A 26976-nucleotide genomic window follows, 5' to 3' on the forward strand; every position below is an offset into this window, starting at 1 on the left:
CTTATCGTGCTAATTATGTTTACTGTTATTTACTGTTACTTTGGAGCTTATCATGACTTTAAAAATTAAAATCATTGCCATCATCACTGCTGCGTTGGGATCAGTTGTGTCCATTTCGGCACACGCTGCACCCATGAAAAAAGCAATTCATTCACCTGTTCCAGCCTTGATGGCAGAATTGGCGGCATATCAAGATGCTGAAAAAACGACCAATGCCAATTTGAAAAATTTTGACACATTGGATTTTGATGTGTACACCAACCAAAAATGGGATCGCTTGACGGAAAGCCATGCGAAAGATATTTTGGTGCACTACCCCGATGGTCACACCACCAAAGGCTTGGCGGCGCACGTTGATGAATTGAAACCCATGTTTGTCTTTGCGCCAGACACCCGCATTAAAACGCACCCTGTTCGGTTTGGCTCGGGTGAATGGACGGGTGTGATCGGTGTGATGGAAGGCACATTCACCCAGCCCATGCCCATTGGCGGCGGTCAAACGATTCCTCCGACGGGTAAAGCCTTTAAGTTGCAAATGTCAACCCTTGGGCATTGGACGAAGGCCGGCGTGATGGATGAGGAGTATTTGTTTTGGGATAATCAAGCGTTTATGAAGCAAATTGGTTTGGCGCCATAAAAACAGGGCAATGGTTTTAAGGTCATCATTGCTGTCAGGGAAGTCCTGACAGCAATGGAAACAAGCACATCGTGTTGGAGAAGCCCCCTGTTTTTAAACCCCTTTCATTTCCTTTTTTTGAATGTGGGGGGGTAAACGGGTGATTCCGCATTTTCATTAGCCTCTGCTTTTTAAAAGTCGAAGGTCGAAGCATTTTAATTTATATCCGCCGCGTTCTGCGGCGAACCACAAGGAGTTCATCGTGCTACAAACCCATTTGTCACATCAGCGAGGTGGTGCCGATCACGGTTGGCTGAAAGCCAAACACAGTTTTTCTTTTTCAAGCTATTACGACCCCAACAATATGGGTTTTGGGCCTTTGCGTGTCATCAATGAGGACCGCATCGCACCATCGATGGGTTTTGGTACACATGGCCATGACAACATGGAAATCATCACGTATATCTTGGATGGCGAATTGTCTCACCGCGACAGCATGGGCAATCAGGAAAAAATCCCTGCGGGTGAGGTGCAAAAAATGAGTGCGGGCAGTGGGGTGCGTCATTCAGAGTTCAATTCATCGGATGCGAGTGAAGCTCATTTGCTGCAAATTTGGATTGAACCCAATGTGCACGGGATCGCACCCGAGTACGAGCAATCCCCTTTGGGCGATTTGCCTCAGGCCAATGGCTGGCGCGTCATTGCGGCACCAAATGGCGAATGGCGTGGTGCGACGGGTGCCATGCGTTTGTATCAAGATGCGGCCTTGTTGAATGCTCGGGAAGTGGATGGTGCTCGTGAGCGCAGTTATGAGCTGGGTGAACAACGTGCGGCTTATGTGCATGTTGCGATGGGCGCGGCGACGGTGAATGGTGTGGCATTGCAAGCAGGTGATGCACTTAAAATCTGGGATGAGCCAATGGTTGAGGTGAAATTGGATGCGCATGCCCAAGTGCTGTTGTTTGATTTGCCACGAGAGTGAAAGTAAACGAGTGCGAGCAAGCGAGTGGAAGATTGAGTGGGTGTGGGCGGGTCAATTGTCAATTGTAAAAGGCGTTCGCATTGCTTGGTCAATTGCATTTGGTTTGATGGTTATGTTGCAACCTTTGGTAGTGTGTCCTGTCGGCTGTTGGTCGACGCGCCTGAAAAATAAATGCCCGTGATCGAACATCCACAAACTATCCGAAATTTGGGTTTAGTATGTTTTGCATGTCTATCGTGTCACCTGTTACTGCTGTAGGGAGGTGATGAAAATCCTTCTCTTTTTTACCACGCCATTAGGCGTGGTTTTTTTACGCGATAAAAGAAGTGCATTCTTGCTGTGGCCAATCCATGGGTCACTTGTTTTGTATCAATCATGATGAATTGAGGGATGGTTTATCCACATCTAAGCATGGTTGAGGCATGTTTTGGATGGGCTTCGGGTATGTTTCCTCTTCGCCTTGTGGCATAATGGACTCCATTATTTGAACCCATCGATAGGTGAAAACATGAGCACAACCCCATTTTTTGAAGAGATACAAGCCGTCAATGTGATGGCTTTTCATGATGCTGCATTGGCACGTGATGATTTTACAAGCAGCCCACGCCAGTTCTCTGAGGGTGTGTGGGCATGGATTGAAGCGAACCATTTCAATAATGCATCGTTGTGGGCCGAGGAAGATTTGGCGCGCCGGACAACGGTCAGTGGCGATGAAATTGCACAAAATAAACGCCACATTGATGGCTTTAACCAAGCGCGCAATGATGCAACCGAACGTGTTGATGAGGAAATTCTTGTGCGCATGAAGCCTGTGAGTGAGTTCCAAAGCAGTGGCGCGCGTTTGAACAGCGAAACCGCAGGCGCAATGATTGACCGCATGTCGATCATGAGTTTAAAAATCAAAGCCATGCGTGCGCAAACAACGCGCACAGATGTGGATGCTGCACACATTGAAAAATGCACTGAAAAGCTCAATACGTTATTGGAACAGCGCGCCGATTTGGGTGCGTGTTTGAATGGGTTGTTGGCTGACATGCAAGCGGGTCATGTGTATTACAAAATTTATCGCCAGTTCAAAATGTACAACGACAAAACGCTCAATCCAGAATTGGTGAAAGAGCAAGTGCGTTGATCTGGCGTGATGTGTGAGGGTCACAAGAATTAAAAAACGGCAAGAAGCGCATAAGCTTGCTCGCATGAAGATAAACCATGGATTGCAAACGAATGGTGTGTGGATGCAGATGAGGGCATTGATTTGAAAATTTTATTGGTCAAAACCAGCTCGATGGGGGACTTGGTGCACGCGTTGCCAGCGGTCAGTGACATCGCTCGTGCCTATCCCAATGCGCAGATTGATTGGCTCGCAGAACGGCCTTTTGATGCGATTGCGCGTTTGCATCCTGCGGTTCATAAAGTCATTCCTGTGGCGTGGCGCAAATGGCGAAAGTCGTTGTGGCGCACAGAAACACGGCAGTTGATGAATGATTTTTGGCACAATTTACGTGCAGAAACCTATGACGTGGTCATTGATTTACAAGGCTTGGTTAAGAGCGCTGCAATGACGCGCATGGCTCGTCTCTCAGGTGCGGTACCGACTGATTGTGGTGCTTTGCATCCACAGCGGGGTTACTGTGGTTACGATGCCGCCAGTGTGCGTGAGCCTTTGGCGACACGCGCTTATCAGCACTGCTTTACAGTGTCACGGCAAGACACGTCGGTTTCGCGTAATCGCCAATTGAGTGCGGCGGTTTTGGGTTACTCATTGGAGGCCGTGGTTGATTTTGGTTTGAAAGGCTTGGCTGTACCGAGCGACTGGTCTTTTCTTACTAAAACGGGTGCGTCGAATGTTCAGCCCGTTGAACCGCCGTGGGTCTCTTTGATTCATGGTGCCAGCCGCGATGAAAAACTATGGGATGTGCAGCATTGGATTCAGTTGATTGTGCACTTGGCTGCGCAGGGGCAACGCAGTTTGCTGCTTTGGGGCAGTGATGCGGAACGTGTGCGCAGTGAGCAGCTGTATGATGCGGCGGTGAGTGCGGGCGTTCGGGCCGATGTGTTGCCGATAGTGCCCCCCTTTTTAACGATTACACAAGTGGCTCAGTGTCTGGCGGTGAGCCATGCAGTGGTGGGTTTGGACAGCGGTTTCACCCATTTGGCTGCGGCTTTGGCGCGCCCAACCGTTGGCATTTATGCGGATTTTGATCCGCAGTTGGCTGCATTGATGGGCGTGAATTATTGCGTTGGTTTGGGCGGGGTGGGGACACCACCGACTGCGGATGCGGTGATTGAGCAATTGACGTGGGCGCAGTCGTTTGATGTGGCGCACCGTCACCGCTGGCAGGGTGAGCTGCCTGACATCGGGTTGTCGCCGATGAGCAGCCCACAGGCGGTGCTGCATCACATGCGCTTTGAAGGGTAGGCTGACGGATGGATGCTTTGATTTTATGGGCGTACAGTGCACTGCTGTTCTGTTTGCAACCCTTAGGGCAAATCTATTTGTTGTGGCGTGCACGCAAACAGCCAGAATACGCTCGCCACTGGGGTGAGCGTTTTGCATTTTACTTAAAAAAACGGATTGCGCCCGCATCGCGGCGAGTGTGGGTGCATGCTGTGTCTTTGGGTGAAACACGTGCTGCGTTGCCATTGATTGAAGCGTTGTACGCTGCTCAGCCTGATGTTCATGTGATTTTGACCCACACCACGCCGACGGGACGAGCCGCGGGTCAGTCTTTGTTTGCGGCACAGCTCGCCGATGGGCGCATGACGCAGGTGTATGTGCCGTATGATTTGTACACGGTAGTGGCTCGATTTTTTCGAACCTTTGCGCCGACCGATGTGTGGGTGATGGAGACTGAAGTGTGGCCCAATATGGTGGCTGCGGCAAATCGGCGGGGCGTGCGCATCAGTTTGGTGAATGGGCGTTTATCCGTTAAATCACTGAAACAGACGTTAAAGTTGTCGCGCTTGATGGGAGCGGCTTACCGTGGATTTTATCGCATTTGTGCACAAACTGAGGCCGATGCCGCGCGTTATGTGCAGGCAGGTGCGACTGCGGCGCAGCTCGTGGTCACAGGTAACCTAAAATTTGACATGAAAGCACCTGTTGATCAGGTTGATCAAGGTCTTGTGCTTAAGCGGCTTTTGGGGGAGCGTTCTGTGGTGGTGCTGTCGTCAACACGTGAAGGTGAAGAGGCCTTGTGGTTGGCGTCATTGCCTATGTTGGCTTCTGCTTTTCCGCGAGGCCTTCAGTGGTGGGTTGTGCCGCGACACCCACAGCGGTTTGATGATGTTGAGCGCCTATTGATCGATGCGGGTTTTTTGGGCGAACGTTTGGTGCGCAAAAGTGAATTGGATGCCTTACCTGAGGGGGCGCGTCAAGCGCGAATGCAGGCCGCACAAGTGGTCTTGGGTGACACGATGGGGCATATGTTCGAGTATTATGCCTTGGCTGATGTGGTGATGATGGGTGGGGCGTGGATGCCTTTGGGGGGGCAAAATTTTCTTGAGCCTTTGTCGATCGGTAAGCCCACGGTCATTGGTGTGCACACGTATAATTTTGCCCAAGCGGCTGCCGACGCACAGGTTGCAGGGGCTTTGGTGCAGTGTGAGGACATGCAACAAGGTCTGGAGGTGACTGCGAATCTGTTGACGCATGGGGCGAGGTACGCTCAGCAGCAGGCGCGTGCGATTGATTTTTGTGCAATGCATCAAGGGGCTGTGGCCAAGACATTGAGGTGTCTTTTGTAAGACCGTCACGCCCATAAAAAAACTGAGCACATGGCTCAGTTTTTTTATGGGAAATCCTTACCCTGATCACCGCCTGTATGTTCAGCAATGTTTATTTTTTGTTGGCCTTGCTGATGGCAATATTCAGTTGTTTCAGCTTGCGGTACAAGTGGGTGCGCTCAAGCCCCGTTTTTTCTGCAACACGGGTGATGTTGGCATTTTCTTGTTGCAGGTGGTATTCGAAATAAATGCGTTCAAAGCAGTCACGCGCCTCGCGCAAGGGCAGCTCCAAACTGAGCTTGGACAGTTCGAGGGCGCTGGGGCTCAAGTGGGGGGGCATGCTGGAGGCCACATTGATTTCAGCTGTTGGGCTGGTTTCACTTGGGTTGTGTTGGGTGGGTGTTATTGTGGGTGTGGCGTCTGTGGGAGCATAGGTTTTAGCGGCAGTTTGCCCTGTGCCCATCTGTTGATTGACCACTTTGTTAATGTCGGGAGGGGTGGAACGCAGCAGGCCTTGTTGCACGGTGTGCAGCAGTTTTTGTAACGTGATGGGTTTTTCAAGAAAATCCAAAGCACCTATGCGTGTGGCTTCGACAGCAGTGTCAATGCTGGCATGACCACTCATCATGACCACAGGCATGGTCAATTGACCGTTAAGCGCCCATTCTTTGAGAAGGGTGACGCCATCGGTGTCAGGCATCCAAATGTCCAGCAAAACCAAATCTGGGCGGCTTTTGTTGCGTGCCGCTCTGGCTTGGGTGGCATTTTCGGCGAGCATGACGACATGCCCCTCGTCATACAGAATTTCAGAGAGCAGTTCGCGGATGCCCATTTCATCGTCGACAACCAGAATATTTGCCATTTAACAGTCCATCTTTCACGGTTTGTGGGTGGTGCTAGAGGTTGTAATGAGTTTACTGTTGTTTTAAATCAACTGTGGGGTGTGGCTGCGTAAACCCATGTTGTCATTTTGCACCACATTTAGAAACAGTATATCAATTTGTGCACCTAAAATCTCGATTTGTCCATCATTTTTTGTGTGGTTCTTCACACTGATTTTCCCATGATGGGCATCGATGATTTTTTTAACCACAGGCAGACCAAGTCCCGTGCCTGTGCTTTTGGTGGTGTTGTAAGGTTCGAACATGCGTGAAAGGATTTTTGGGCTGAAGCCTGTGCCGTGATCGCGTATGGTCAAATTGACGGCGTGAGTGGTGAGTAAACTGTCATTTTGCAAGTCAACACGGCGTGTTTCAATCTCAACCCGTGGGAACGTGCTTTCTGGGTGGGCTTCAATGGCATTTTTAATCAGGTTGTGCAGCACTTGGCGCAGTTGTTGTGCATCGGCCAAAATGAAGGGCAGGTGCTCGGCATAGTGTGCACTGACGTGGTATTTCATGCCTTCGCCGCTTTCGTACAAGACCAGAATCTCTTGCAGCAGCTCATTCAAACTCATGGGCGCAAAAGCAATTTCAGGTGCACGGGCATAATCGCGGAACTCGTCGGCCATGTTTTGCAGGGCGGTCACTTGATTGACGATGGTGCGCGTGCTGCGCTCAAGTAAACTTTGATCGGTGGCGTCGAGTTTGTCATGCAACTTCATGTTCAGGCGTTCGGCTGACAGTTGAATGGGGGTGAGTGGGTTTTTGATTTCATGGGCCAATCGGCGTGCCACCTCACCCCATGCCAAAGTGCGTTGGGCAGAGATGATGGGTGAAATGTCATCGCAGACCAAGACAATGCTGTGTTCGCCATCCTCTGCAATGAAGCGTGAACCTTGCACTGAAACGGTGAGGTCGTTGGTGTGCTGGGCATTGTCGAAGGTGATGTTTTGTTGCACGCGCCAGTTGTTTGTTGTTGGGCTGTGGTTGGTCTGCGTGGTGATGGCGGCCTGAATCGGCTCAAACAGCGATGAGAGGGCATCAATGTGTGCCATGTGCTGGCCGACCCAAGGGCTGAGGTCTGTCTGAAACATGCGTGATGCGCTGCGATTGAATGACTCAAGAACAAAGTCATTGTCAAACACCAACACACCAGAGGACAGGTTGTCGAGCACCGCTTCGGAGTAGGCTTTGGCCGCTTCGAGTTCTTTTTGATTGTGATGCAGAGAGGCTTGTGTGACATTGAGTTGCTGAGCCATGTCGCCAAAGGAGTCCACCAGCTGCATCAGTTCATCCGAGCCTTTGACGCGCTGCGGTACGAGTGCATAATGTCCTGTGGCCACCAGACGTGTGGCTTGAGCCAGCCATAAAATCGGCTGAATCATTCGATTGGCGATCAAAAATGCAGCGGCCAATGCGGCTAACATGGTCAAGAAAAGTGTGATGGATAGGGTGACACGGTACAAATTGCGCAGGCTGTTGCGTGATGACTCGGTGGCTTGATAGTCGCGCAAGCCATTTTGAATGTCATTGACCTTTTGTGCAAAATTAGCGGGCATGGTGCGTTGGGCATACAAAAAACGTGCTTGCCCTGTGGCGTTGGGGATTTCTTTCAAGGCATGAATGGTGGGCGGCTGAGGAGATGTGCCATTGGCCGCAGTGTCACTGGTTGTTTCGCTGTCTTGAGCATCGGATTCGTCCTCCACCTGCGTCCAACCTTCGCGCGCTTTGAGCAGTGTGTCGGGCGTAAATCGGGGCGCGAGGACGTCCGAAACGGGCGAGTCATTGGTGGCTTCTGCGTTACGTTGCCATAGTACTGTGCCATTTTTATCGACCGCACCAACGGCTTGTAATCGATACGTTTTTAGCCATTCATTGGCACGGGTGACAGACTCATGGTCGAGGTTTTGCCCTTTGACTTCAATGCTGAGGCGGGCGAGATTGTCGCGTGTTTGATCGCTCGCTCGTGCCAAGCCTTCGCGGCCAAAATTCAGTCCTGCTTCTAAAGCGGCATTCAATTTAAGGTTGAACCATGTGTCGATGGTGCGCGACACAAACATGGTTGAGATCAGGTACAGCAAGATGCTGGGAATGATGCCTAGTAAAGCAAAAGACAGGGCAAAGCGGGTCAGTAAACGGGTGCCAAACACGTTGTTGCGAAAACGCCGCCACAGCCATGTGGCTAAAATGCCAAGTAGCGTCAGCATGACGACAATGGTGCCGACATTCAGTCCCAACAACAACGCATATTGACTTTGGAAATCTGAATTGCTCCGCGTGGCCAATGCGAGTCCAACCAGCAAGGCGGTACCCAACACCATGGTGCCAATCAGAAAGTGTTTGAGGTATTTATTCATAATGCAAATGCACCATTCGGGCTAGGGACAAATTTGTTGAATCGAAACATCAAGGTGCAAGGCGCGTGTGTTTAAAGTCCGGTGGTCGTGGGTCGCATCAGTCTTGATTGAATGTATGTGAGTGTATGGCTTTTAACGCGGGGTGAAGTTAAAGCGATACCAGCCTGAGTTCAAGCCCCAACCCTGTTGTGTCAAAGAGTTCAACTGATAGGTGCGCGGTAATTTGGATGTGTTGAGTGACAGGCGAATGGCGGCATCGTATTGCTCTCCTGACGTGTATTGATCGCTGCCCAGCACGCGCCATTGATTCGGGCGTGAGGCGAACAGGATGCATTCACTCAGGGTGTTGAATCGATATTGATCAGAGTCTGCTGCCACACGGTACTGTTGGGTCAAGCTGTTGTATGAAATGCGGTAATCGCGGCGAGCAGAAACGACGTCCTCATTGGCCCAATACCAACGTGGGCGAGACAGTTCAAAATCAACGGTGAATGTGATGGGTGTGCCATGGTTGATGGCATCTTGTAGCTGCTGTGGCATTGCAAAACGGAAATCGGCATTCACCGAATAACCACCATCGCTCATGCGACTGAGCGTGGCGTATTGCGGGGTGATGGCGGCTTGTGCTGTGCTGGGCAGGATCAGTGCGGCACACACCAAAATCAAGGCCGCACAGATGCGTTGCCAGTGCTGTGCGAATGTTGACTTGGGGTATGAGTGGACTATTAACATGCAAGGATCCGTGGTTGATTCATCGTTGGTGAATGAAATGGATATTAATCCGCTGTTTTGGTTAGGGCCGCATAATAGAAACCATCGTGATTGAGTGTGTCTGTGGCGGTCGGAAGCAGTTGACCTGTGCCATGCATCAATGCCGTCATTTGGGGCAATTCAATCCGCTGAGCGTTGGCTGTGTGCGATAAAAACGCCTGAATGACCTGTTCACCTTCTTCAGGGAAAATTGAACATGTGCAATACAGTAAACGCCCGCCGACAGCAACGGTTTTCCACATTGTACGCAACAGTTGAGCTTGTTGTCTCGCTAAACCATCCAAATCGTTGGCTTCACGCAACCAACGAATGTCGGGGTGGCGACGGACAATGCCGCTGGCTGAGCAGGGGGCATCAAGCAAGACCCGATCGAATGCCACACGATCCCACCATTGGTGCGCATTGTTGGCGTCGGTGACGATGATGTTGGCTTGCAAGTTGAGGCGTTGTAAATTGTCTTCGATGCGTGCAGCGCGCTGCTCATCTTTTTCAATCGCGGTTAAATCGACATCATAACGTTCCAGAATGTGACAGGTTTTGCCACCAGGGGCGGCGCATGCATCCAGCACGCGCATGCCGTTCGTCACATCGAGCAAGTCGGCTGCCAATTGTGCGCCCGCATCTTGTACCGATACGCCACCATCGGCGAATGCAGGTAAATCCATGACATTGCAAGGTTTGTCGAGGATCACAGTGTCCGCGCTGAGCGCAGGCATGGTGTGTGCAACAAGCTCGTCTTCTTTGATGTAATCGATGTATTCAATCGCGGTGCCTCGCGAAGCATTAACGCGTAAGGTCATGGGCGGGTGCGAATTACCCACCGTCAAGATGCGCTGCCAGTCATCTGGGTAATGTTGTTTGACGGCATTGATCCACCAGCGTGGGTAATTCCATGTGGCGACTTCGTCAGTCAGTGCGTCGGCTTGCCATTGTTCGCGTTCGCGCAAAAATCGACGCAAAATCGCATTCACCAAACCCTTGGCATGCGGTTTCATGTTGGTGGCCGCTTCGACTGCCTGATCGACCAGCACAAATTCACTTTCGTGTTCAAAAGCCAATTGGGTCAAGCTGACGGCCATCAAGGCTTGCAACCACGGTCCCGGTGGGTTGCTGACTGCACGGTCAATCCAAAACTGTGTTGTACCCCAATGACGCATGGCATCAAAACACAGGCGTTGTACGTTGGCGCGGGCACCTTCTGCCATGTCGATGGCCGTTAACGCGTGTTGCATGGAGTAACCTTGTTTGACCGCCATCACGATGTGTGCGGCCATAGCCAATTGGTAGGCCAATGTGGTGCCCGCTAAGTTATACACACGGACATCTTCTAAATGCATGCGCTCCTCATGACCGTCGGATGATGCTTTAATGTGTTGAGGTGCGCTTTGAGGTTTGTAAGGTTTTCTCTTAAATGAAGGGCGTGCTTTAGGTGGGCGTGTGTCTTGGGTCATGGTGTGTGTCTTAAAATGGTCAAACCGAAGAATACCAAATAAATCGGTGGGATGATATAGGGGGGAGAATTTAGGGGGGGGGTCTTGATCCGTGGAATATCTGTCCCTTAAATGTTTGGTTTGTTTTAAATGCTGCATCGCACCTTTAATCCATCCCTATTTAAACGCATTTTGCTCCATTAAATGCATTGACATTGCGCAAGACGGGCGGTTAAACTGTGCCTTCAATTGGTGCGAATGCCTTGTTTTATATGGGTTTTCGGGGGTTTTTATTGTGAGCTTTTAGCGTCAATCTGTAATTTTGCCGTATTATTTCCTGGCCCTTTTGACGATTAACAGTAAAAGCTTATGACCTTTTGAGAATTTATATGGAAAGTGACGATATTTAATGGTCTCAAATGGATGATGGTTAAATATCATTGTATTTTTAAGGACAGGCATGACAATTTTAGGTATTGCAGGCATTCAGATGCCTGTATCAGCAACAGCAGATAACATTGATATGATGGAGCGTTATGTGGCTCATGTGCGGAAACGCTTTCCGTGGGTGAGTGTGATGGTGTTTTCAGAGTTATGCGTTTTTGGTTCGCATCCCGTGCATGCGCAACCGATGCCAGGTGAGGCAGAGCAACGTTTACAGGCAATTGCAGCAAAATATCGGATGTGGTTGATTCCAGGTTCCATGTTTGAACAATTGGATGGTCATGTTTACAACACCACGCCTGTGATTTCGCCTGATGGTGTGGTGGTTGAGCGTTACCGCAAAATGTTTCCGTTTTTTCCGTATGAGCAAGGCATCACGCCGGGCGATCGTTTTGTGGTATTTGACATTCCAAATGTGGGGCGAATTGGCCTGTCGATTTGTTATGACATGTGGTTTCCAGAAACAACCCGCACGTTGGCTGCAATGGGTGCCGAAGTAATTATTCACCCAACAATGACGGACACCATTGACCGCGAGGTTGAATTGGCGATGTGCCGTGCGGCGGCAGCACAAAATCAAGTGTATTTTTTTGATGTCAATGGTGTGGGCGATGGTGGTGTTGGTCAATCCTGTGTGGTGGATTGTTCGGGTTATGTGGTGCATCAAGCATCGACCATGCCTGAAATCATGGCGGTACAGGTTGATTTAGGTAAAGTGCGGCGTGAGCGCGAAACAGGCTTGCGTGGTTTGGGGCAAGTGCTCAAATCGTTCCGTGATCGCCCTGTGGAGTTCAGCGTGTACAACCGTGTCGCATCCGTGGATGACTATTTATACACGTTGGGGCCTTTGAAAAAACCAGGTCGCAATTTGAATGATGGCTTGAGTGAGGATGAGGAGGGTGACCCTCTGAATAAGACCATGGAAATCAGTGGTCCCATGGGGTGATTGGTGGTTCTGGACGTGCGTTGACTTTCAACGTGCGTTTTTTATATAAAAAATAGGGTCTTAGGAAGCAAACGCATTAAAATATGCGCTAAGCTCTTGAGACCAAATGAAAAACAAGTACTTCAAACATTCAAAAATTAGCGAAGCGAAGTTTCGCCAAATTTTACGGTATTTTGCCCTTGATTTAACGGCAACGGAATGTGCTGCGTTAAGCGGCATATCCGTTCGTTCAATCAACACCATTTACCTCAAGATTCGTCGTCGTTTGGTGATTGTTTGTCTCCAAGGCTCACCACTCAAAGGAGAGTTGGAAGCCGACGAATCATATTTTGGTCCGCATCGTGTTCGAGGTAAACGCGGACGTGGTGCTTCAGGTAAAACCATCGTGTTTGGTTTACTCAAACGTGATGGCAATATCTACACTGAGATTGTGCCTGATGCTTCCAAAGCCAGCCTGCAAGCCATTATTCGTGGGAAAGCAGACATTAACAGCGTTATCCATACCGATGGTTGGCGCGGCTATAATGGCTTGGTGGACATCGGGTTTGATAAACACTTCCGGGTGAATCATGGTGCCGATGAGTTTGTAAATGGTTCTAATCATGTGAATGGGATAGAATCATTCTGGAGCTATGCTAAACGTCGTTTGGTTCAGTTTAACGGCGTTCCGAAAAACACATTTTTACTGCATTTGAAGGAAACTGAATTTAGGTTTAACCATCGCAAAAGCGACTTGTATAAAGTGCTTCTTAACATGCTGCGAGATGAGCCGTTATTGAATTCTGCTTCCTAAGACCCAAAAATAATAACATATTCACACAAAGGAACTGAGATGAGCAAATTAAAAGCACCCTCGTTGTCTCTCAATCGCTACCGCAGCGTTTGGGAGATGCGCGACGATGGTTGGATTGTGTTGACCGACGGCATGGGACGTTTGATGGACATGAAGCCTGAGCATGCGGCTTTTGAAAAACAGCGGGCATCTGTGGCGGCCGCATTGATGTTGTTGGCACCGATTGAGGGGTATTGGGCTTTCCCTGGGCGCCACTTGTTCAATGACATCATTCGGTGGTTTGAGGAAGGTGATTACATTCGTGCCCACAAAGCGGTGCGCCGCATCAATCGCATGTTGTCGGACAAAACCTATCGTCACCGCCCATTTAATGTGGATGAGGCCGCCGAAGACATCGACATTGTCAAAGAAGAAGAAGCGGAGCGTGAAGCACAAATTAGCCAACCTTATTTTGAAGTTTTGGTGGTCGGCGATTTGACGGCAGATGAGCACAATGCCTTGCGTGAGCGCATCATTCGTTCGCGCCGTAAAGATGACCCCTTCATTTATGACGTGGTGGTTGCGCCGACATTTGAAGATGCAATGATTGCAACTTTGTTCAACTTCAATCTGCAAGCAACCATTATTCGTCATCAGTTCCCATTCAAATCAGAGTATCAGCTTGATTTTGTGCGCAACATGCTGGGGGGCTTGGATGCGGAACACGCCGAGCGCCTGCCTGAGTCAGAGCGTGGCATTTTATTGGGCAAGCACATCCATAATTTGCGTCCAGAAATGGATTTGTATTTGGTCACGGATGTGTCTGCGGCTGAAGTGGGGGCAAAAGTCGGAGATGTCTTTAAACGGGTGTTCTTCCGTGATGAGGATGACACTGAGCTGTACACCTCGATCCACCGGGGTGTCGGTGAACGTTTCCGCACACCTTTTTTCAATGCTTTAAAAGAATACTCGCGTCAACCGACGGGGGTGTTCCACGCCTTACCGATTTCTCGTGCCAAATCCATCATGAATTCGAGCTGGATTCAAGACATGGCGCAGTTTTATGGCATGAATGTGTTCATGGCTGAAACTTCAGCCACCAGTGGCGGTTTAGACTCGTTGCTCGAACCTGTGGGCCCACTCAAGCTTGCACAAGAATACGCTGCGCGTGCGTTTGGTGCAAAGAAAACTTTCTTTGCCACCAACGGCACATCCACTGCGAATAAGATCGTCGTGCAAGCGATTGTCAAACCCGACGACATCGTCATTGTCGATCGCAACTGCCACAAATCGCACCATTACGGGATGGTGTTGGCGGGAGCACACGTCGCTTACCTCGACTCGTATCCACTCAATGAATATTCAATGTACGGTGCGGTACCGATCAAAGAACTCAAACGCACCTTGTTGCACTACAAAAAAGCAGGCACGCTGGATCGTGTGCGCATGGTCTTGTTGACCAACTGCACCTTTGATGGCGTGGTGTACAACGTTGAACGGGTGATGGAAGAATGTTTGGCGATCAAACCCGACCTCGTGTTTTTGTGGGACGAGGCGTGGTTTGCATTTGCTCGCTTTCATCCAACCTATCGTCACCGCACCGCAATGGCGACGGCGGCCATGCTCAAAACCAAGTTTAAAGACCCTGCTTACATCAAGAAGTACGCGGCCTTCACTGAAAAATTCACCGAGGCCGATTGGAACGATGAGGAAAAAGTACTCAATACCCGTTTGATGCCCAACCCTGAATTGGCACGGGTGCGCGTGTACGCGACGCATTCAACGCATAAAACATTGACTTCATTGCGTCAAGGTTCAATGATTCATGTGTGGGATCAGGATTTCAAGGATAAAACCGAAGAGGCTTTTCACGAAGCGTACATGACCCACACCTCGACTTCACCCAACTACCAAATTTTGGCCTCGTTGGATGTGGGCCGTCGTCAAGTGGAGTTGGAAGGTTACGAGCTGGTGCAGCGCCAAATTGATCTGGCCATGACCTTGCGTGAACGTGTGGCTTCTCATCCCTTGTTGAGGAAATATTTCTCCTTCCTTAAAGTGGCGGACATGATTCCTGGTGAATACCGCAGCTCTGGTGTGGACGCCTATTTCTGTGCAGAAAAAGGTTGGGCCGACATGGAAAGCGCGTGGATACATGATGAGTTTGCACTTGACCCATCGCGATTGACACTGGTGATTGGCGCAACGGGCATCGATGGTGACACCTTTAAAAATGCGTATTTAATGAACAAGTATGGCATTCAAATCAACAAAACCAGCCGCAATTCGGTGTTGTTCATGACCAACATCGGCACCACACGCTCATCGGTTGCTTATTTGATTGAGGTGCTGGTGAAAATTGCCCAAGAGATTGACGAGCGTGTTGAAGACATGAGTCATGTCGAAAAGCGCATTCACGACAAACGTGTGAAATCGTTGACTGAAGATTTGCCGCCGTTGCCTGATTTTTCACGTTTTCACCCCGCATTCCAGCACAGCACCAAGCAGACGGCGCTGTTGCAAGAAAAAGCGGAGAAAAAGGGTCAAAAAGTCAAAGACAATAAAGTTGTAAAAGCCGATGGCAAGCTGATTGTGACACCCGATGGCAACATTCGTCGTCCTTTCTTCCTGTCGTACGATGAGGAAAATTGCGAGTATTTCCATTTTGCTGAACTGCATGCAGAAATCAAAAAAGGCCGCGATGTGGTTTCGGCCATGTTTGTGATTCCCTATCCACCCGGTTTTCCAATTTTGGTGCCAGGGCAAGTCATCAGCCAAGAAATCGTATCGTTCATGGAGGCCCTTGATGTCAAGGAAATTCATGGTTATCGTCCTGAGTTGGGTTTCAGGGTATTCACTGAGCAGGCATTGCAAACGGTGATTCAGCCTGGTGAATAAAGGTAATGCAGCAGTAAAGGCAATGCAGGAAAAGCAGGGGTTTGCTTTTCTTGTGTTTCCTACACAACGGGTCAATCTCTTTTTTTGTTAGAGGGGCACGATGTAAACGTATGGTCATCAAAACAATTTAAAAAAACACACACAAGGAGACACTAAAATGCAAAGCATACAAACCATTCGCAACGTATCTGATTTGAACTTGTTTTTTCACCGCAACGAAAAACCGATTTACTTCATCAGTGCAACCAATTTCAACCTAATGGGCATTGACCGTTGGGTACGTAAATTTCGCTACATCAACTACATTGACTGTTTCGATGGCCGCCATCCCAATGTGTTTGTGCCACCCAAGCTCCCGCATGAAGAGTTTGAGTCGATTGAAGACATCAACAACTATTTACTCCAGCACAAAGCCGTGATTGACTATATTGAACGCAATGGTGGTGATCCCGCTGCGGTGTTTTTGATGTTTGATGAAAAAACAGAAGAGTTGTGTAAAGAACTCAACATGGATTTGTGGTTTCCTTCAGCGAAGCTGCGTACACGTTGTGACAATAAAATGGAAACAGTGCGCATTGGTAACAAGGCGGGCGTGCCTTCTGTACCCAATGCCTTGGTTAAAGTCGACAGCTATGAGCATTTGATGAAAATATCGGAAGAGCATGGCCTGAGCGAACACATGGTGGTGCAAACCGCTTTTGGCGATTCGGGGCACACGACGTTCTTCATCAGCAACAAAGATGATTTTGACAAGCATGCAGAGGAGATCATCAAGGATCCCGAAGTCAAGGTCATGAAGCGCATCAATTGCCGTGGCGCCACATTGGAAGCGGTCGCCACCCGTTCAGGGACGTTGGTTGGGCCTTTGCTCACTGAAGTGGTCGGCGCGGCTGAGCTCACGCCGTATAAAGGGGGGTGGTGTGGCAATGAGGTGTTTGCTGGTGCGTTCTCTGAAGAAGTGCGCATGAAAGCGCGTGAAATGGCGATGAAGTTTGGTGATCAATTGCTCGAAGAGGGCTATCGTGGCTATTTTGACCTCGATTTCTTGATCGACAAAGACACCAATGAAGTGTATTTGGGTGAGCTCAATCCACGCATTTGTGGGGCGTCACCGATGACCAACCATGCCGCTTTCGCATATGCGGATGCGCCGTTGTTCCTGTTCCATTTGATGGAATTCTCTGGTGTGCCGTATGAGTTGGACACCAAAGCCTTGAATGCACGTTGGGCTGAGCCACAATTCATTGACAGTTGGAGTCAGGTGGTGATTAAACACGTTGAAAACACTGTGGATGTGGTCACTCACGCACCCCCATCGGGTATTTACCGCATGTCAGAGGATGGCGCTGTGTCGTATCACCGCTTTGATTACAATCGCCAGGCGATTGATTCTGAGCGTGAGGCGTTCTTCCAGCGCATTACGGGGCCTGGTGATTACCGTTACGAAGGTGCGGATTTGGGTATTTTGATCACCCGAGGTCGTTCGATGAACGATGACTTCCGCTTGAACCTGCGCGCGCGCGATTGGATTGGTGGCATTAAGAAATATTATGGCGGCTCACCCATCGTCGCCACACATGAAACCTATGCCCCTGCACCAGGATCGTTCAAAATCCTGTAAAATAGGCTAAAAACCCAGAAGTTGATTCATTTTTGATTTGGCTTTTGGGTTTTTCCCCGTTATCAAACCCCATTGTGCTTCGGCGTTGTCTTGGCTTTATTGCACCGCCGCACATGCCCATTATAAAGTTCGACGTGTTTTAGCAGAGGGTGCTAAGCACCTGTCGGAGTATCCTCATGAGTTTTTCAACCATACATTTTCGCGCTTACGAAGAAGACACTGCTGGCTTTAAGTGGTTGTCACGTGCGCAACATTTTTGGCCAGCATATGAACGCTGGTATGGCTGGGGTGGGTTGACCCGTCGACCGAGTTACCTCGCGTGCCGACGGGCGATGCGCACCCACATGCCTGAAATTGTACCCATGTACGAAAAATTAACCGAAATGCTGGGCGGCGAAGACACACAGGCACGGTTTTTGAGTTTGTGGACCCCGCCACCGTTTATCGCAGGTTGCTCGCAAGCGATTTGGCAAAACCCAGAGGGCAGTGGCAGTGCCTTGTTGCGCAACTACGATTTTTCACCGGCTTTGCTGGAGGGCTCCATGTTCAGCACCCAATGGCACGATCAACGTGTAATTGCCATGAGCGATTGCATTTGGGGGGTGTTGGATGGCATGAATGCATCTGGCGTGGCCGTGTCTTTGTCCTTTGGTGGGCGCACGGTGGTCGGAGAAGGCTTCGGCGTGCCTGTGATTTTGCGCTATGTCTTGGAGTTTGCCACCAACGGCCGAGAAGCCGTTGCCATGTTGTGCCGCATTCCGAGTCACATGAGTTACAGCGTGACGGTTTTGGATAAAACAGGTTTTCATGCGATTGTTCACCTTGCACCTGATCGTCCGCCGGCTGTGGTGAATGAAAAAGTGGTGACCAATTACCAAGGTGAAGTGATGTGGTTGGCGCATGCGCGCGCAACCCGCAGCGTTGAACGCAAAGAAATATTGGAAAGCTGTTTAAATCAGCACGCCAATCTTGAGCAAATGGAAAATGCGTTGATGCGCGCACCTGTGTTTCAAACCTCATTTCACCGTGGCTACGGCACACTGTACAGTGCGGCCTATTTGCCAGAGTCGAATTGTGTGGATTACATGTGGCCATCGTACCGCTGGCGGCAGCAGCTTGATGACTTTCAAGAAGGCGCGGTTAAGGTGGATTATGGGGTGACCTATTTGGAGCACATGGAAGGTGCTGAACGCAAAGCTGTGACGGTGCCATCGGATCACATTGGTGTGGATGTGGCTTGGATGGATGATGTGGTTCAGCCCCATGAGTGTGTGCGCTTGGAAGTGGTCTCTGGTGAGCCGAATGTGAAGTTTGTGCCGTGGACAGGTCTGGGTTATGCGTGGGGCAGTGTGTGATGGTTGAGCAAGAACAACAGATCGAAGATGTATTAGTTGCAACCCAGTTGTGGTTAGAAAAAGCCGTGATTGGTTTGAATTTATGCCCTTTTGCCAAAGCGGTGTATGTCAAGCAGCAGGTGCACTGTGTGGTGAGTGCTGCGGCGAATGAGGCTGAATTATTTTCCGAGTTGAAAGTAGAGCTCGAGGCGTTGTTGAGCATGGATTCACAGGTGCGTGACACGACTTTATTGATCATTCCAAATCGATTCGGTGATTTTTTAGACTTTAATGATTTCATTGGTGAAGCGGATGCTTTGCTTGAAGACATGGATTTAGAAGGTGAGTTGCAAATCGCGAGCTTCCATCCGCAATTTCAATTTGCAGGTACGGATGTGGACGATGTCAGCAACTACACCAACCGCGCGCCTTATCCGATTGTGCATGTGTTGCGAGAAGCCAGCATTGACCGAGCGGTGGCCAGTTTTCCAGATGCGAGTGTGATTTATGAACGCAATATCGAGACTTTGGAGGCGCTGGGGGTGGTGGGTTGGCAGGGGTTGTTTAAGGTGTGATTTAAGGTGTGATTTGTCAGATTGATGAGTAATTGAAAACACCACTTGGCTTCGCCTGAAGCGAATGGTGAATGGATTGTATGCGGTTGATGCTGTACGAGGTGTCGTTTGATTTGAAAAGAGCAATAAAAATGCGCGGATGTCCGCGCATTTTTATTTATAAACTGTCTTGGGGCGAGCTGATGAGCTGTTTGTCGATGGCACCAATTTTACTTTCATCTTTATTGGTGTAGGGCAGTTTGTGCAGCACATATTGCATGGCGGTCAAGCGGGCGCGGCGTTTGTCGTTTGACTTAATCACCGTCCAGGCGGCATCGTGGCGGTCGGTGAAGGAGAACATGGCTTCTTTTGCATCGGTGTAGGCATCCCATTTGTCGAGGGAGGCCATGTCGATGGGTGACAGTTTCCATTGTTTCAGCGGGTCGGTGGCGCGTTCGGCAAAGCGGCGACGTTGCTCGTCTTGGCTGACTGAAAACCAGAATTTAATCAAATGAATGCCACCACCGACCAACATGCGTTCAAACTCGGGGGCTTGTTGCATGAAAGTGAAGTATTCTTGGGTGCTGCAAAACCCCATCACGCGCTCCACACCTGCACGGTTGTACCATGAACGGTCAAACATGACGATTTCACCCGCCGTAGGCAGTTCGGCGACATAACGTTGAAAATACCACTGACCGCGCTCAGTTTCCGTGGGCTTTTGCAGGGCGACCACGCGGGCGCCACGTGGGTTCAAGTGCTCCATGAAGCGTTTGATGGTACCGCCTTTGCCCGCAGCATCACGGCCTTCAAAAATAATCACGACTTTTTCGTTGTTCTCTTTGACCCATGCTTGAAGTTTCAACAACTCAACTTGTAAATCTTTTTTACGAGCTTCGTATTCGGCATAATCGATCCACGTGTCGTATGGATAGCAGGTCGCCTCATGGCGGTCTTGCGGAGGGGCGAGTGGGGTGTTGGACACCAGTTCTTGGATGGCAACGGGATCGTGCTCATGCATGTGAATGATGTTGTCTTTGGTATTCATGCTGCTCTCGAAAAAAATGATGTTCACATGTTAAGGATAAAATGTGACAGCATCATGAAAAGCCCGTAAAATCAAGTTCACTGCACATCAATGGTGACCCCCATTTTTTCCCATACCCGCCATTCTTCGTCCAATAAATAAGCGCTCAACGGGAATTTGTTTCGCCATGTTTCATCGCAGCGCCAGGTGATGAGTTTGCCATCAAAGCGTAAAATGCAATTGGGTGCGCCCACGTCCGTTCGGGCGTGGCAGAGTAAAATGGCAACGCGCAAGCACAGTATTTCTTGGGCAATGCTTGGGTTGTTTAATAAATCCACGGATTTGCGTAAACCGCCCCGTTGAGTCAATACGAGTTGAGCCAAGTGGGCCTGTTCGGCGCGTGAGAAACCAGCCAATTCGGCATTGCGTAAAATGTAATCACCGTGTCGGTGAAAGCCATCGTGAGAAATGGCCATCCCCACCTCATGTGTGCGCGCCGCCCAAATCAACCACTGCGCATCCACAACCTTGACCGTGCCACGCACTTTGGCCAGTAAATCGAGTGCCATGCTTTGCACGCGAATCGCTTGTGCATGATCGACCGTCCAGCGTTTGGCGAGACGAGCAATGCTTTGCTCGCGCACATCATCGCCCATGTCGCGCCCCAATAAGTCAACCATCACGCCTTGGCGCAAAGCGCTGTAGCATGGGCTCATGCCTTGGACGTTGAATGCTTGGAACAGTCCCATTAACACCGCCAAACCGCCTGCCAACACTTGCGCGCGTTGTGCTTTGAGTTCTGGGAACGGCCATTTTTTGGGATCGCTGCTGGTGATGATGCGGGCAATTTCGGTCATGCCTGCGCGGGTGATTTTGTCTGAGCCCACGCCATTGAGGTTGAGTTGTCCGCACAGCTCGGAAATGGTTTCAATCGTACCCGATGAGCCATATGCGACTTGCCAAAATTCGGAGTGAAACGACTCGCTCACCTCTTCAAACACCGCGGCGGCCGCAATCACTGCTTTTTCAAAGGATTTTTCAGTGATTTTGCCGTTGTTGAAAAATTTCAAAGTGTGGGATACGCAGCCAATCTTCATCGAGTCCATTCGATGGGCATCGGTGTTGATACCGACAATCAGCTCGGTGGAGCCGCCGCCGATATCGACCACCAAACGGGTTTTGTGGTCTTTGGGTAAGGCATTGGCCACACCTTGATAAATCAAACGCGCTTCTTCTTGACCAGAAATGATTTCAATTGGATAGCCCAATGCAGCTTGTGCAGGGATAAGAAATGCTTCGGGGTTTTTTGCTGAACGCAAACTTTGTGTTGCCACCGCACGCACCGCATCGGGTGTAAGCCCACGCAAGCGTTCAGCAAATCGACCCAAGCAGGCCACACCGCGCTCAATCGCTTCTGGTGTGAGGTTGCCATCGGCATCCAGTCCTGCACCCAAACGTACGGGCTCTTTGTAGTAATCGAGCCGCACCAGCTGCCCATGATCCAGTCGCGCCATTTCGATGCGAAAGCTGTTTGAACCTAAATCGACTGTGGCCAGAATGTGTCCGTCGCGCATGTGCAACCCCGTGTGGTGAGCGCATTATTTGAAATGCGCTTTGATGTCTATGGTGAAAGCGATAAATCTTCCGCTGTGTCGTGCTTGATACTGCACGCCTCTCAATGCTGGACACGGGAGATTGCAGGATAAGCCGCAATGACGCATCGGATGATTTAAGGTTTTACTGTAACTGTAGTGCGATTAATATTAATGCCTGTCTTTATTCATCCAGCAATGCATCCACAAACTCCCGTGCATCAAAAGTTTGCAGGTCATGCACGCCTTCGCCCACGCCGATGAAGTACACGGGAATCACGCGGTCAACCGCCAGTGCAGCCAACACACCGCCTTTGGCCGAACCGTCCAGTTTGGTGACGATCAGGCCTGTCAAACCAACGGCTTCGTCGAAGGCTTTGACTTGCATGAGTGCATTTTGTCCCATGCTGCCATCGAGGACGAGGATGATTTCGTGTGGTGCGCCGTCGAGGGCTTTGTTGGCGACGCGTTTGACTTTTTTCAGTTCATCCATCAGGTGCAATTGGGTCGGTAAACGGCCTGCGGTGTCTGCGATGACGACGTCAATGTGTTTGGCTTGAGCCGAGGCGATGGCATCGAAAACGACGGCGGCGGGATCGCCTGACTCTTGGGCAATGACGGTGACGCCGTTGCGTTCACCCCAAACAGCGAGTTGTTCGCGAGCGGCGGCGCGGAAGGTGTCGCCTGCGGCGAGGACGATGCTCCGACCAGAGGCTTGTAAATGGTGGGTCAGCTTGCCGATGCTGGTGGTTTTGCCTGCGCCGTTGACCCCTGCAACCATCAATACGAGGGGTTTGTGTGCGCTGACATCCAGTTCTTTTTCAAGCGGTTCGAGGATGGCGATGAGTTCGTCTTTCACCACTTGTTTGACTTGCTGCGCATCTTCAATGCGTTCTTTTTTGACGCGCTCGCGCACGGCGTTGAGAATGCGCAGGGTCGCAGGGACGCCGACATCGGCGAGCAGCAAGGCATCTTCAAGTTGTTCAAATAGGGCTTCGTCGACTTTGTGTGAAACAAAGACATGTTTGATGCTGGTGCCTGTTTTGGCCAATCCTGCACGCAAACGCGAGAACCAGCCACGCTGTTGCTCGGCTTCGTTGGTTTCTTCCGCCTCGACTTCTGTTGCTGTTGTTGCGGATTCTACCGCGCTGGTTTGTGCGATGTTTTGGGAGTGGGCTTCTGTGACGGTGACTGAGGTGGGCTCAATCGGCATGGTCATTGGGGGTTTGGGTGTGTTTTCGGCAGGGGTGGGTTGTTTTTCCACCTCGGGTGTCGTGCGCCCCAAGGCTTGATCGATGCCTTGCTGAATGGCTTGTTCAAGGGTCAGCTCCGTTGAGGGTTTAAGCGATGAATGGGGTGGGGCAATGGACACGGTTGAGGGGGACTCGAGGATGCCCGTGGATGCCTCAGAGCTGCGGGGCTCTCGGTCGTGCTCAAGGTTGGACTCAGCATTGATTTGAACGGTGGGGGATTTGGGCTCGTCGTTGATTTCAATGGTTTCAATGGTTTCAATGGTTTCAATGGTTTCAATGGTTTCAATGGTTTCAATGACTTCGATTTGAGCGCTGTGGTCGATGACCTCAGGTTCGGGGGCTTTTTTACGGCGGAAAAAATTAAACATGGTGACTTCTGGCTTTTAAACGGCTGGGTTAAATGGGCTTGCGCTATAATTTCATGTGGTTTGAAGCATCAGGGTGATCGTTCGATCACCTTCCTATGGATTGACCTTCTATTTTCTCACAATTATAACCCCAGCCCAGCACAGAATGAAAAAACTCAGCCCCTTACGTTCATTGAATCACTCATCCAATCGCTCATCGAATCATGCACCTGCGGGACAAGTGCGCATCATTGGTGGCGATTGGCGGCGGCAAAAAATAGAGGTGTTGGCGCATGAAGGATTGCGGCCTTCATCTGACCGTGTGCGCGAAACGGTGTTCAACTGGATGATGCACCAATGGGGGGGCGTGTTTGAGGATAAATCCATTTTCGATGCTTTTGCGGGCAGCGGAGCCTTTGGTCTGGAGTGCATCAGCCGTGGCGCGCGTGACGTGACTTTGGTTGATACCCATCGACCTGCGGTGCTGGCGATGCGTTCAACCTTGGCTCGCTGGGGCGTAACCGTGGATGTGCGCGAGATGGATGTGTTGGCGGTGTGTCGGGAGTTCGCTGCATCGGGCAAGCGATTTGACTGGATTGTATTGGACCCCCCTTTTGGCCAAGGCTGGCTGGAGCGGATTTTGCCTGCAATGACGGCGCTGGCGCATGAACAAACGTGGTTGTACGTTGAAGTGGAAACTGGGGCTGATTTGTCGAGCCTTGCCGCACACGGTTGGGCATCCGTTCGCGAGGGCAAGACCAAACACGTTCAATATGGTTTATTTCACCCAAAAACAGCTGAAGCAGATTGAAGGTGGGGGCGTCTTTTTAAAAGAATGCTTATTTAAGCATGAGAAACACTTCTCGTAAAAAAAGCAAAAGCGATGCGACCATGCATATCATTGCTAAAATAAAACAAATGGCCAGCATGCGCGACACTTCAATGGTCAATAGTGCGCCGACGAATGCGCCGACGATGACCAAGCAAATCATCAGTGCGGACAATACCGCCGTCAAAATGCCCAAATAAATCACACGCAGGCGATGCACGTGCAACAAGCGTTCTTCATTGAGCTTGTTGATGCTGTTCGCATCCATGGTGTCGCGGATGAGTTGTTCGAGTTGACGCCGCCGGTCAATGCTGCGACTCAAGCGCATGTTCAGTACATTGATGAGCGTGGCAATGGCCGTCAGTAAAAAGACTGGGGCAACCGCCAGTTGAATGGCGTGCGTGATGTCGGTGATGTGTGTTTCCATGGTGGCGTCAGTGTGGTGTAATAAAACTACATTTTAACTCAGAATATAAAAAGGGGTGAATCCGTGCTTGCTGCCTTTTGCCGTATGGGTTGACGAGGTGAAGGTTCACCATCATCTTGAGGCGAATGGCATGACAAGTCAATGCTTGACATGGTTTGTTCTCAATTTAATAGGTAGCGATTTGCAATGCATGCTGTTGAAAAAGTAAGCATTCATTTGCTTGAATCGCTATATAATGCGTTTCCCAAGCGCTCGCGCTGTGATTCAACATCGAGGAAAGCATGTCTAAAATCGCAATTTACCCAGGCACATTCGACCCATTGACCCGTGGACATGAGGATTTGATCCGTCGTGGTGCCAAAATGTTTGATACCGTGGTGGTTGGTGTGGCAGATTCCAAAAATAAAAAGCCATTTTTTGATTTAGAAGAGCGTGTGAAGCTGGCACAAGAGGTGCTTGGTCATGACGCAAATGTCAAAGTGGTGGGCTTTTCAGGTTTACTCAAAGATTTTGTACGTGAGCAAAATGGTCGGGTGATTTTACGCGGTTTGCGTGCGATGTCGGATTTTGAATACGAATTTCAATTGGCCGGCATGAATCGGTATTTGATGCCTGACATTGAAACGATTTTTATGACACCATCCGATCAATATCAATTCATCTCAGGCACCATTGTCCGTGAAATCGCCGCTTTGGGTGGTGACATCAGTAAGTTTGTCTTTCCATCGGTTGAAGCGGCAGTGAAGGCCAAGCACATCGCCAATGTCCAGGCTTAGTGTGCAGCGAAGATGCTCAAAAGCCGTTAGAATGATGACTTTAACGGCTTCGCCGTATTTTTTAGAGATTTAGAGATTGTTATGGCGCTCATCATCACCGACGAATGCATCAATTGCGATGTGTGCGAACCCGAATGCCCCAATAAAGCCATTTACATGGGGCAAGAGATTTACGAAATCAATCCCGACTTGTGTACCGAGTGTGTCGGGCATTATGGCGAACCACAATGCCAGATTGTCTGTCCCGTTGAGTGCATTCCTCATGACCCAAGCCATGTTGAGAGTCCAGAGCAGCTTGAGGTCAAATACCAAGCCTTAAAGGCAAGTGGGCATTTCCCGAACGCATGATTGATTCAGTGGCATGAAATATGCAGCTGAATGACCACCACCAAGCCGCTTTAGCCATTAAAGCGGCTTTGTTGTACATGCCCACCATGTGTTTTACTTGCCCTCGCCCGCTGAGCGGTATACGCTTCCGCTGAGTTTTCCGACGAGGCGCACCAAACTTTTTCGCGTCAATGCACGGGGCAGCAGATGCGCTTGGATCGCATTTGCCCAGCCGTGCACTACAGAGGGTTTGTTGTCGGCCAAACCTTGCAACGCTGTGCGCACCACATCTTGAGGGGATGCCTTTGCGCCCTTAAAATCCTGCCCTAACACATCAAAAAATTCGGTATCCGTTGCACCCGGGCAAATGCCAATCACACGCACACCTTTGGGACGGTATTCATACCACAAGGCTTCAGACAAAGACAAAACGTATGCTTTGCTGGCGGCATAAGTGGCTTGTAATGGTAAAGGGAAAAAGCTGGTTGTGGAACACAGGTTAATCACCGAGCCAAAGCCTCGATGCGCCATACTGGGCATAAATGTGTGGCACAGTTCAGTCAGGGCGAGCACATTTAAATGCAGCAGTTGTTGTTCATCTGCGAGGGGGGTGTCGCCAAAATGGCCATAGGTGCTGAATCCAGCATTGTTGATCAAGACATCAACAGATAGGCCTGCGGCTTCAATTTGCAGGCTTAAGGTGCGAGCGGCATCGTTTGCGGTCAAGTCCATCGGCAGGATGGTGCATGTGGTGCGATGGCGTTCTTGCAGCTCTGCTGCGAGCAACTTGAGCTTCTCTGTGCGGCGAGCCACCAAAATCAGTTGCATGCCTTGTTCTGCAAGGGCGTGGGCAAAGGCACGGCCAATGCCCGATGAGGCGCCCGTGATTAACGCGGTGTGTTGTGCGTTAAACAGTTTGGATTGGGTTGTGTCCATGGTGGGTTTCATATTGCATTCCTTTTTGTACATTAATAAAATTATTCAAATAATGAACTATACGTGTCAAATAAACGCCATGTTTAGGCATGGCGTTTATTTGATTGTATGGCGTGTTGCGCTTTTAAGG

At 50.0% G+C, this 26976-nt stretch carries 21 protein-coding genes and 2 pseudogenes; 14 read left to right on the forward strand and 9 right to left on the reverse strand.

Translation table 11 applies throughout. The annotated features are described in order from the left end of the window. Positions 1–52: 52 nt before the first annotated feature. From DTO96_RS02585 to DTO96_RS02605, 5 genes are all read left to right on the forward strand, one after another. Positions 53–637, forward strand: a complete 585-nt coding sequence (locus tag DTO96_RS02585) for an ester cyclase (protein ID WP_225972541.1) — start codon at positions 53–55, stop codon at positions 635–637. A gap of 241 nt (positions 638–878) precedes the next feature. Beyond that, positions 879–1598, forward strand: a complete 720-nt coding sequence (locus tag DTO96_RS02590) for a pirin family protein (RefSeq protein ID WP_114562072.1) — start codon at positions 879–881, stop codon at positions 1596–1598. Between the two features lie 508 nt (positions 1599–2106). Then, positions 2107–2730, forward strand: a complete 624-nt coding sequence (locus tag DTO96_RS02595; protein ID WP_114562073.1) for a DUF4254 domain-containing protein — start codon at positions 2107–2109, stop codon at positions 2728–2730. 99 nt (positions 2731–2829) lie between these two features. Then, positions 2830–4017: a lipopolysaccharide heptosyltransferase I gene (gene waaC, locus DTO96_RS02600; RefSeq protein ID WP_114562074.1), complete on the forward strand. Its 1188-nt coding sequence runs from the start codon at positions 2830–2832 to the stop codon at positions 4015–4017. Positions 4018–4025: 8 nt separating this feature from the next. Continuing rightward, the gene (locus DTO96_RS02605) at positions 4026–5345 is read left to right on the forward strand and encodes a 3-deoxy-D-manno-octulosonic acid transferase (protein ID WP_114562075.1); all 1320 of its coding nucleotides are present in this window, start codon (positions 4026–4028) and stop codon (positions 5343–5345) included. Positions 5346–5436: 91 nt separating this feature from the next. On the opposite strand, the gene DTO96_RS02610 is transcribed toward DTO96_RS02605, so the two are convergent. The 4 genes from DTO96_RS02610 to rsmB all read right to left on the reverse strand — a co-directional run bounded on the left by DTO96_RS02610 (position 5437) and on the right by rsmB (position 10784). Further along, positions 5437–6186, reverse strand: a complete 750-nt coding sequence (locus DTO96_RS02610) for a response regulator (RefSeq protein WP_114562076.1) — start codon at positions 6184–6186, stop codon at positions 5437–5439. A gap of 63 nt (positions 6187–6249) precedes the next feature. Next, positions 6250–8562: an ATP-binding protein gene (locus DTO96_RS02615; RefSeq protein ID WP_114562077.1), complete on the reverse strand. Its 2313-nt coding sequence runs from the start codon at positions 8560–8562 to the stop codon at positions 6250–6252. A 132-nt stretch (positions 8563–8694) separates the two neighbouring features. Beyond that, the gene (locus tag DTO96_RS02620; RefSeq protein ID WP_114562078.1) at positions 8695–9294 is read right to left on the reverse strand and encodes a DUF4390 domain-containing protein; all 600 of its coding nucleotides are present in this window, start codon (positions 9292–9294) and stop codon (positions 8695–8697) included. Positions 9295–9338: 44 nt separating this feature from the next. Beyond that, positions 9339–10784 carry a 16S rRNA (cytosine(967)-C(5))-methyltransferase RsmB gene (rsmB, locus tag DTO96_RS02625; protein ID WP_225972542.1) on the reverse strand — a complete coding sequence of 482 codons (1446 nt, stop codon included), beginning with the start codon at positions 10782–10784 and terminating at the stop codon, positions 9339–9341. Between the two features lie 439 nt (positions 10785–11223). Here rsmB and DTO96_RS02630 point away from each other — a divergent pair, with 439 nt between their 5' ends. The 6 genes and pseudogenes from DTO96_RS02630 (at position 11224) to DTO96_RS02655 (ending at position 19353) form a co-directional block, all read left to right on the forward strand. Continuing rightward, on the forward strand, positions 11224–12153 hold the full coding sequence (locus DTO96_RS02630; protein WP_114562079.1) for a carbon-nitrogen hydrolase family protein: 930 nt from the start codon (positions 11224–11226) through the stop codon (positions 12151–12153). Positions 12154–12259: 106 nt separating this feature from the next. Continuing rightward, positions 12260–12946 carry an IS1595 family transposase gene (locus tag DTO96_RS02635; protein ID WP_114562080.1) on the forward strand — a complete coding sequence of 229 codons (687 nt, stop codon included), beginning with the start codon at positions 12260–12262 and terminating at the stop codon, positions 12944–12946. A 39-nt stretch (positions 12947–12985) separates the two neighbouring features. Continuing rightward, positions 12986–15823 carry an aminotransferase class I/II-fold pyridoxal phosphate-dependent enzyme gene (locus DTO96_RS02640; protein WP_114562081.1) on the forward strand — a complete coding sequence of 946 codons (2838 nt, stop codon included), beginning with the start codon at positions 12986–12988 and terminating at the stop codon, positions 15821–15823. Between the two features lie 154 nt (positions 15824–15977). Then, positions 15978–17444: pseudogene (locus tag DTO96_RS02645) on the forward strand (biotin carboxylase); the annotation flags it as partial. Between the two features lie 176 nt (positions 17445–17620). Further along, entirely contained in the window at positions 17621–18799 is a 1179-nt protein-coding gene (locus tag DTO96_RS02650) for a C45 family autoproteolytic acyltransferase/hydrolase (protein WP_114562083.1), read from the forward strand. Next, positions 18799–19353: a DUF1415 domain-containing protein gene (locus DTO96_RS02655; RefSeq protein WP_114562084.1), complete on the forward strand. Its 555-nt coding sequence runs from the start codon at positions 18799–18801 to the stop codon at positions 19351–19353. Before DTO96_RS02650 ends, DTO96_RS02655 begins: the two co-directional genes overlap by 1 nt. A 157-nt stretch (positions 19354–19510) precedes the next feature. Here the strand turns inward: DTO96_RS02655 and ppk2 are convergent. From ppk2 to ftsY, 3 genes and pseudogenes are all read right to left on the reverse strand, one after another. After that, positions 19511–20266: pseudogene (gene ppk2 / locus DTO96_RS02660) on the reverse strand (polyphosphate kinase 2); the annotation flags it as partial. A gap of 191 nt (positions 20267–20457) precedes the next feature. Then, positions 20458–21933: a Ppx/GppA phosphatase family protein gene (locus DTO96_RS02665; protein ID WP_114562085.1), complete on the reverse strand. Its 1476-nt coding sequence runs from the start codon at positions 21931–21933 to the stop codon at positions 20458–20460. A 202-nt stretch (positions 21934–22135) separates the two neighbouring features. Next, complete coding sequence (ftsY, locus tag DTO96_RS02670; RefSeq protein ID WP_225972543.1) at positions 22136–23572, reverse strand: signal recognition particle-docking protein FtsY; 1437 nt, start codon at positions 23570–23572, stop codon at positions 22136–22138. 145 nt (positions 23573–23717) lie between these two features. Here ftsY and DTO96_RS02680 point away from each other — a divergent pair, with 145 nt between their 5' ends. After that, complete coding sequence (locus DTO96_RS02680; RefSeq protein WP_114562087.1) at positions 23718–24362, forward strand: RsmD family RNA methyltransferase; 645 nt, start codon at positions 23718–23720, stop codon at positions 24360–24362. 28 nt (positions 24363–24390) lie between these two features. Here DTO96_RS02680 and DTO96_RS02685 read toward each other — a convergent pair whose 3' ends face one another. Beyond that, positions 24391–24807, reverse strand: a complete 417-nt coding sequence (locus tag DTO96_RS02685; RefSeq protein WP_114562088.1) for a DUF2721 domain-containing protein — start codon at positions 24805–24807, stop codon at positions 24391–24393. Positions 24808–25088: 281 nt separating this feature from the next. On the opposite strand from DTO96_RS02685, the gene coaD reads away from it, so the two are divergent. Next, the gene (gene coaD, locus DTO96_RS02690; RefSeq protein ID WP_114562089.1) at positions 25089–25583 is read left to right on the forward strand and encodes a pantetheine-phosphate adenylyltransferase; all 495 of its coding nucleotides are present in this window, start codon (positions 25089–25091) and stop codon (positions 25581–25583) included. An 81-nt stretch (positions 25584–25664) separates the two neighbouring features. Next, positions 25665–25931 (forward strand): YfhL family 4Fe-4S dicluster ferredoxin, encoded by a 267-nt coding sequence (locus DTO96_RS02695; RefSeq protein WP_114562090.1) that lies wholly within the window; start codon positions 25665–25667, stop codon positions 25929–25931. A gap of 93 nt (positions 25932–26024) precedes the next feature. Here DTO96_RS02695 and DTO96_RS02700 read toward each other — a convergent pair whose 3' ends face one another. Beyond that, on the reverse strand, positions 26025–26858 hold the full coding sequence (locus DTO96_RS02700) for an SDR family NAD(P)-dependent oxidoreductase (RefSeq protein WP_157964305.1): 834 nt from the start codon (positions 26856–26858) through the stop codon (positions 26025–26027). Between the last annotated feature and the right edge of the window lie 118 nt (positions 26859–26976).

Source organism: Ephemeroptericola cinctiostellae (genome assembly GCF_003339525.1).
In the GTDB taxonomy this organism is placed as follows: domain Bacteria; phylum Pseudomonadota; class Gammaproteobacteria; order Burkholderiales; family Burkholderiaceae; genus Hydromonas; species Hydromonas cinctiostellae.

Coding starts and splice junctions, on each gene's coding strand:
- DTO96_RS02685 (WP_114562088.1), bottom strand. CDS start 24,807: ATGGAAACACACATCACCGACATCACGCACGCCATTCAACTGGCGGTT.
- DTO96_RS02665 (WP_114562085.1), bottom strand. CDS start 21,933: ATGCGCGACGGACACATTCTGGCCACAGTCGATTTAGGTTCAAACAGC.
- DTO96_RS02650 (WP_114562083.1), top strand. CDS start 17,621: ATGAGTTTTTCAACCATACATTTTCGCGCTTACGAAGAAGACACTGCT.
- DTO96_RS02655 (WP_114562084.1), top strand. CDS start 18,799: ATGGTTGAGCAAGAACAACAGATCGAAGATGTATTAGTTGCAACCCAG.
- DTO96_RS02635 (WP_114562080.1), top strand. CDS start 12,260: ATGAAAAACAAGTACTTCAAACATTCAAAAATTAGCGAAGCGAAGTTT.
- DTO96_RS02585 (WP_225972541.1), top strand. CDS start 53: ATGACTTTAAAAATTAAAATCATTGCCATCATCACTGCTGCGTTGGGA.
- DTO96_RS02605 (WP_114562075.1), top strand. CDS start 4,026: ATGGATGCTTTGATTTTATGGGCGTACAGTGCACTGCTGTTCTGTTTG.
- coaD (WP_114562089.1), top strand. CDS start 25,089: ATGTCTAAAATCGCAATTTACCCAGGCACATTCGACCCATTGACCCGT.
- DTO96_RS02695 (WP_114562090.1), top strand. CDS start 25,665: ATGGCGCTCATCATCACCGACGAATGCATCAATTGCGATGTGTGCGAA.
- rsmB (WP_225972542.1), bottom strand. CDS start 10,784: ATGACCCAAGACACACGCCCACCTAAAGCACGCCCTTCATTTAAGAGA.
- DTO96_RS02680 (WP_114562087.1), top strand. CDS start 23,718: ATGAAAAAACTCAGCCCCTTACGTTCATTGAATCACTCATCCAATCGC.
- DTO96_RS02615 (WP_114562077.1), bottom strand. CDS start 8,562: ATGAATAAATACCTCAAACACTTTCTGATTGGCACCATGGTGTTGGGT.
- DTO96_RS02700 (WP_157964305.1), bottom strand. CDS start 26,858: ATGAAACCCACCATGGACACAACCCAATCCAAACTGTTTAACGCACAA.
- DTO96_RS02595 (WP_114562073.1), top strand. CDS start 2,107: ATGAGCACAACCCCATTTTTTGAAGAGATACAAGCCGTCAATGTGATG.
- DTO96_RS02640 (WP_114562081.1), top strand. CDS start 12,986: ATGAGCAAATTAAAAGCACCCTCGTTGTCTCTCAATCGCTACCGCAGC.
- ftsY (WP_225972543.1), bottom strand. CDS start 23,572: ATGTTTAATTTTTTCCGCCGTAAAAAAGCCCCCGAACCTGAGGTCATC.
- DTO96_RS02620 (WP_114562078.1), bottom strand. CDS start 9,294: ATGTTAATAGTCCACTCATACCCCAAGTCAACATTCGCACAGCACTGG.
- DTO96_RS02610 (WP_114562076.1), bottom strand. CDS start 6,186: ATGGCAAATATTCTGGTTGTCGACGATGAAATGGGCATCCGCGAACTG.
- DTO96_RS02630 (WP_114562079.1), top strand. CDS start 11,224: ATGACAATTTTAGGTATTGCAGGCATTCAGATGCCTGTATCAGCAACA.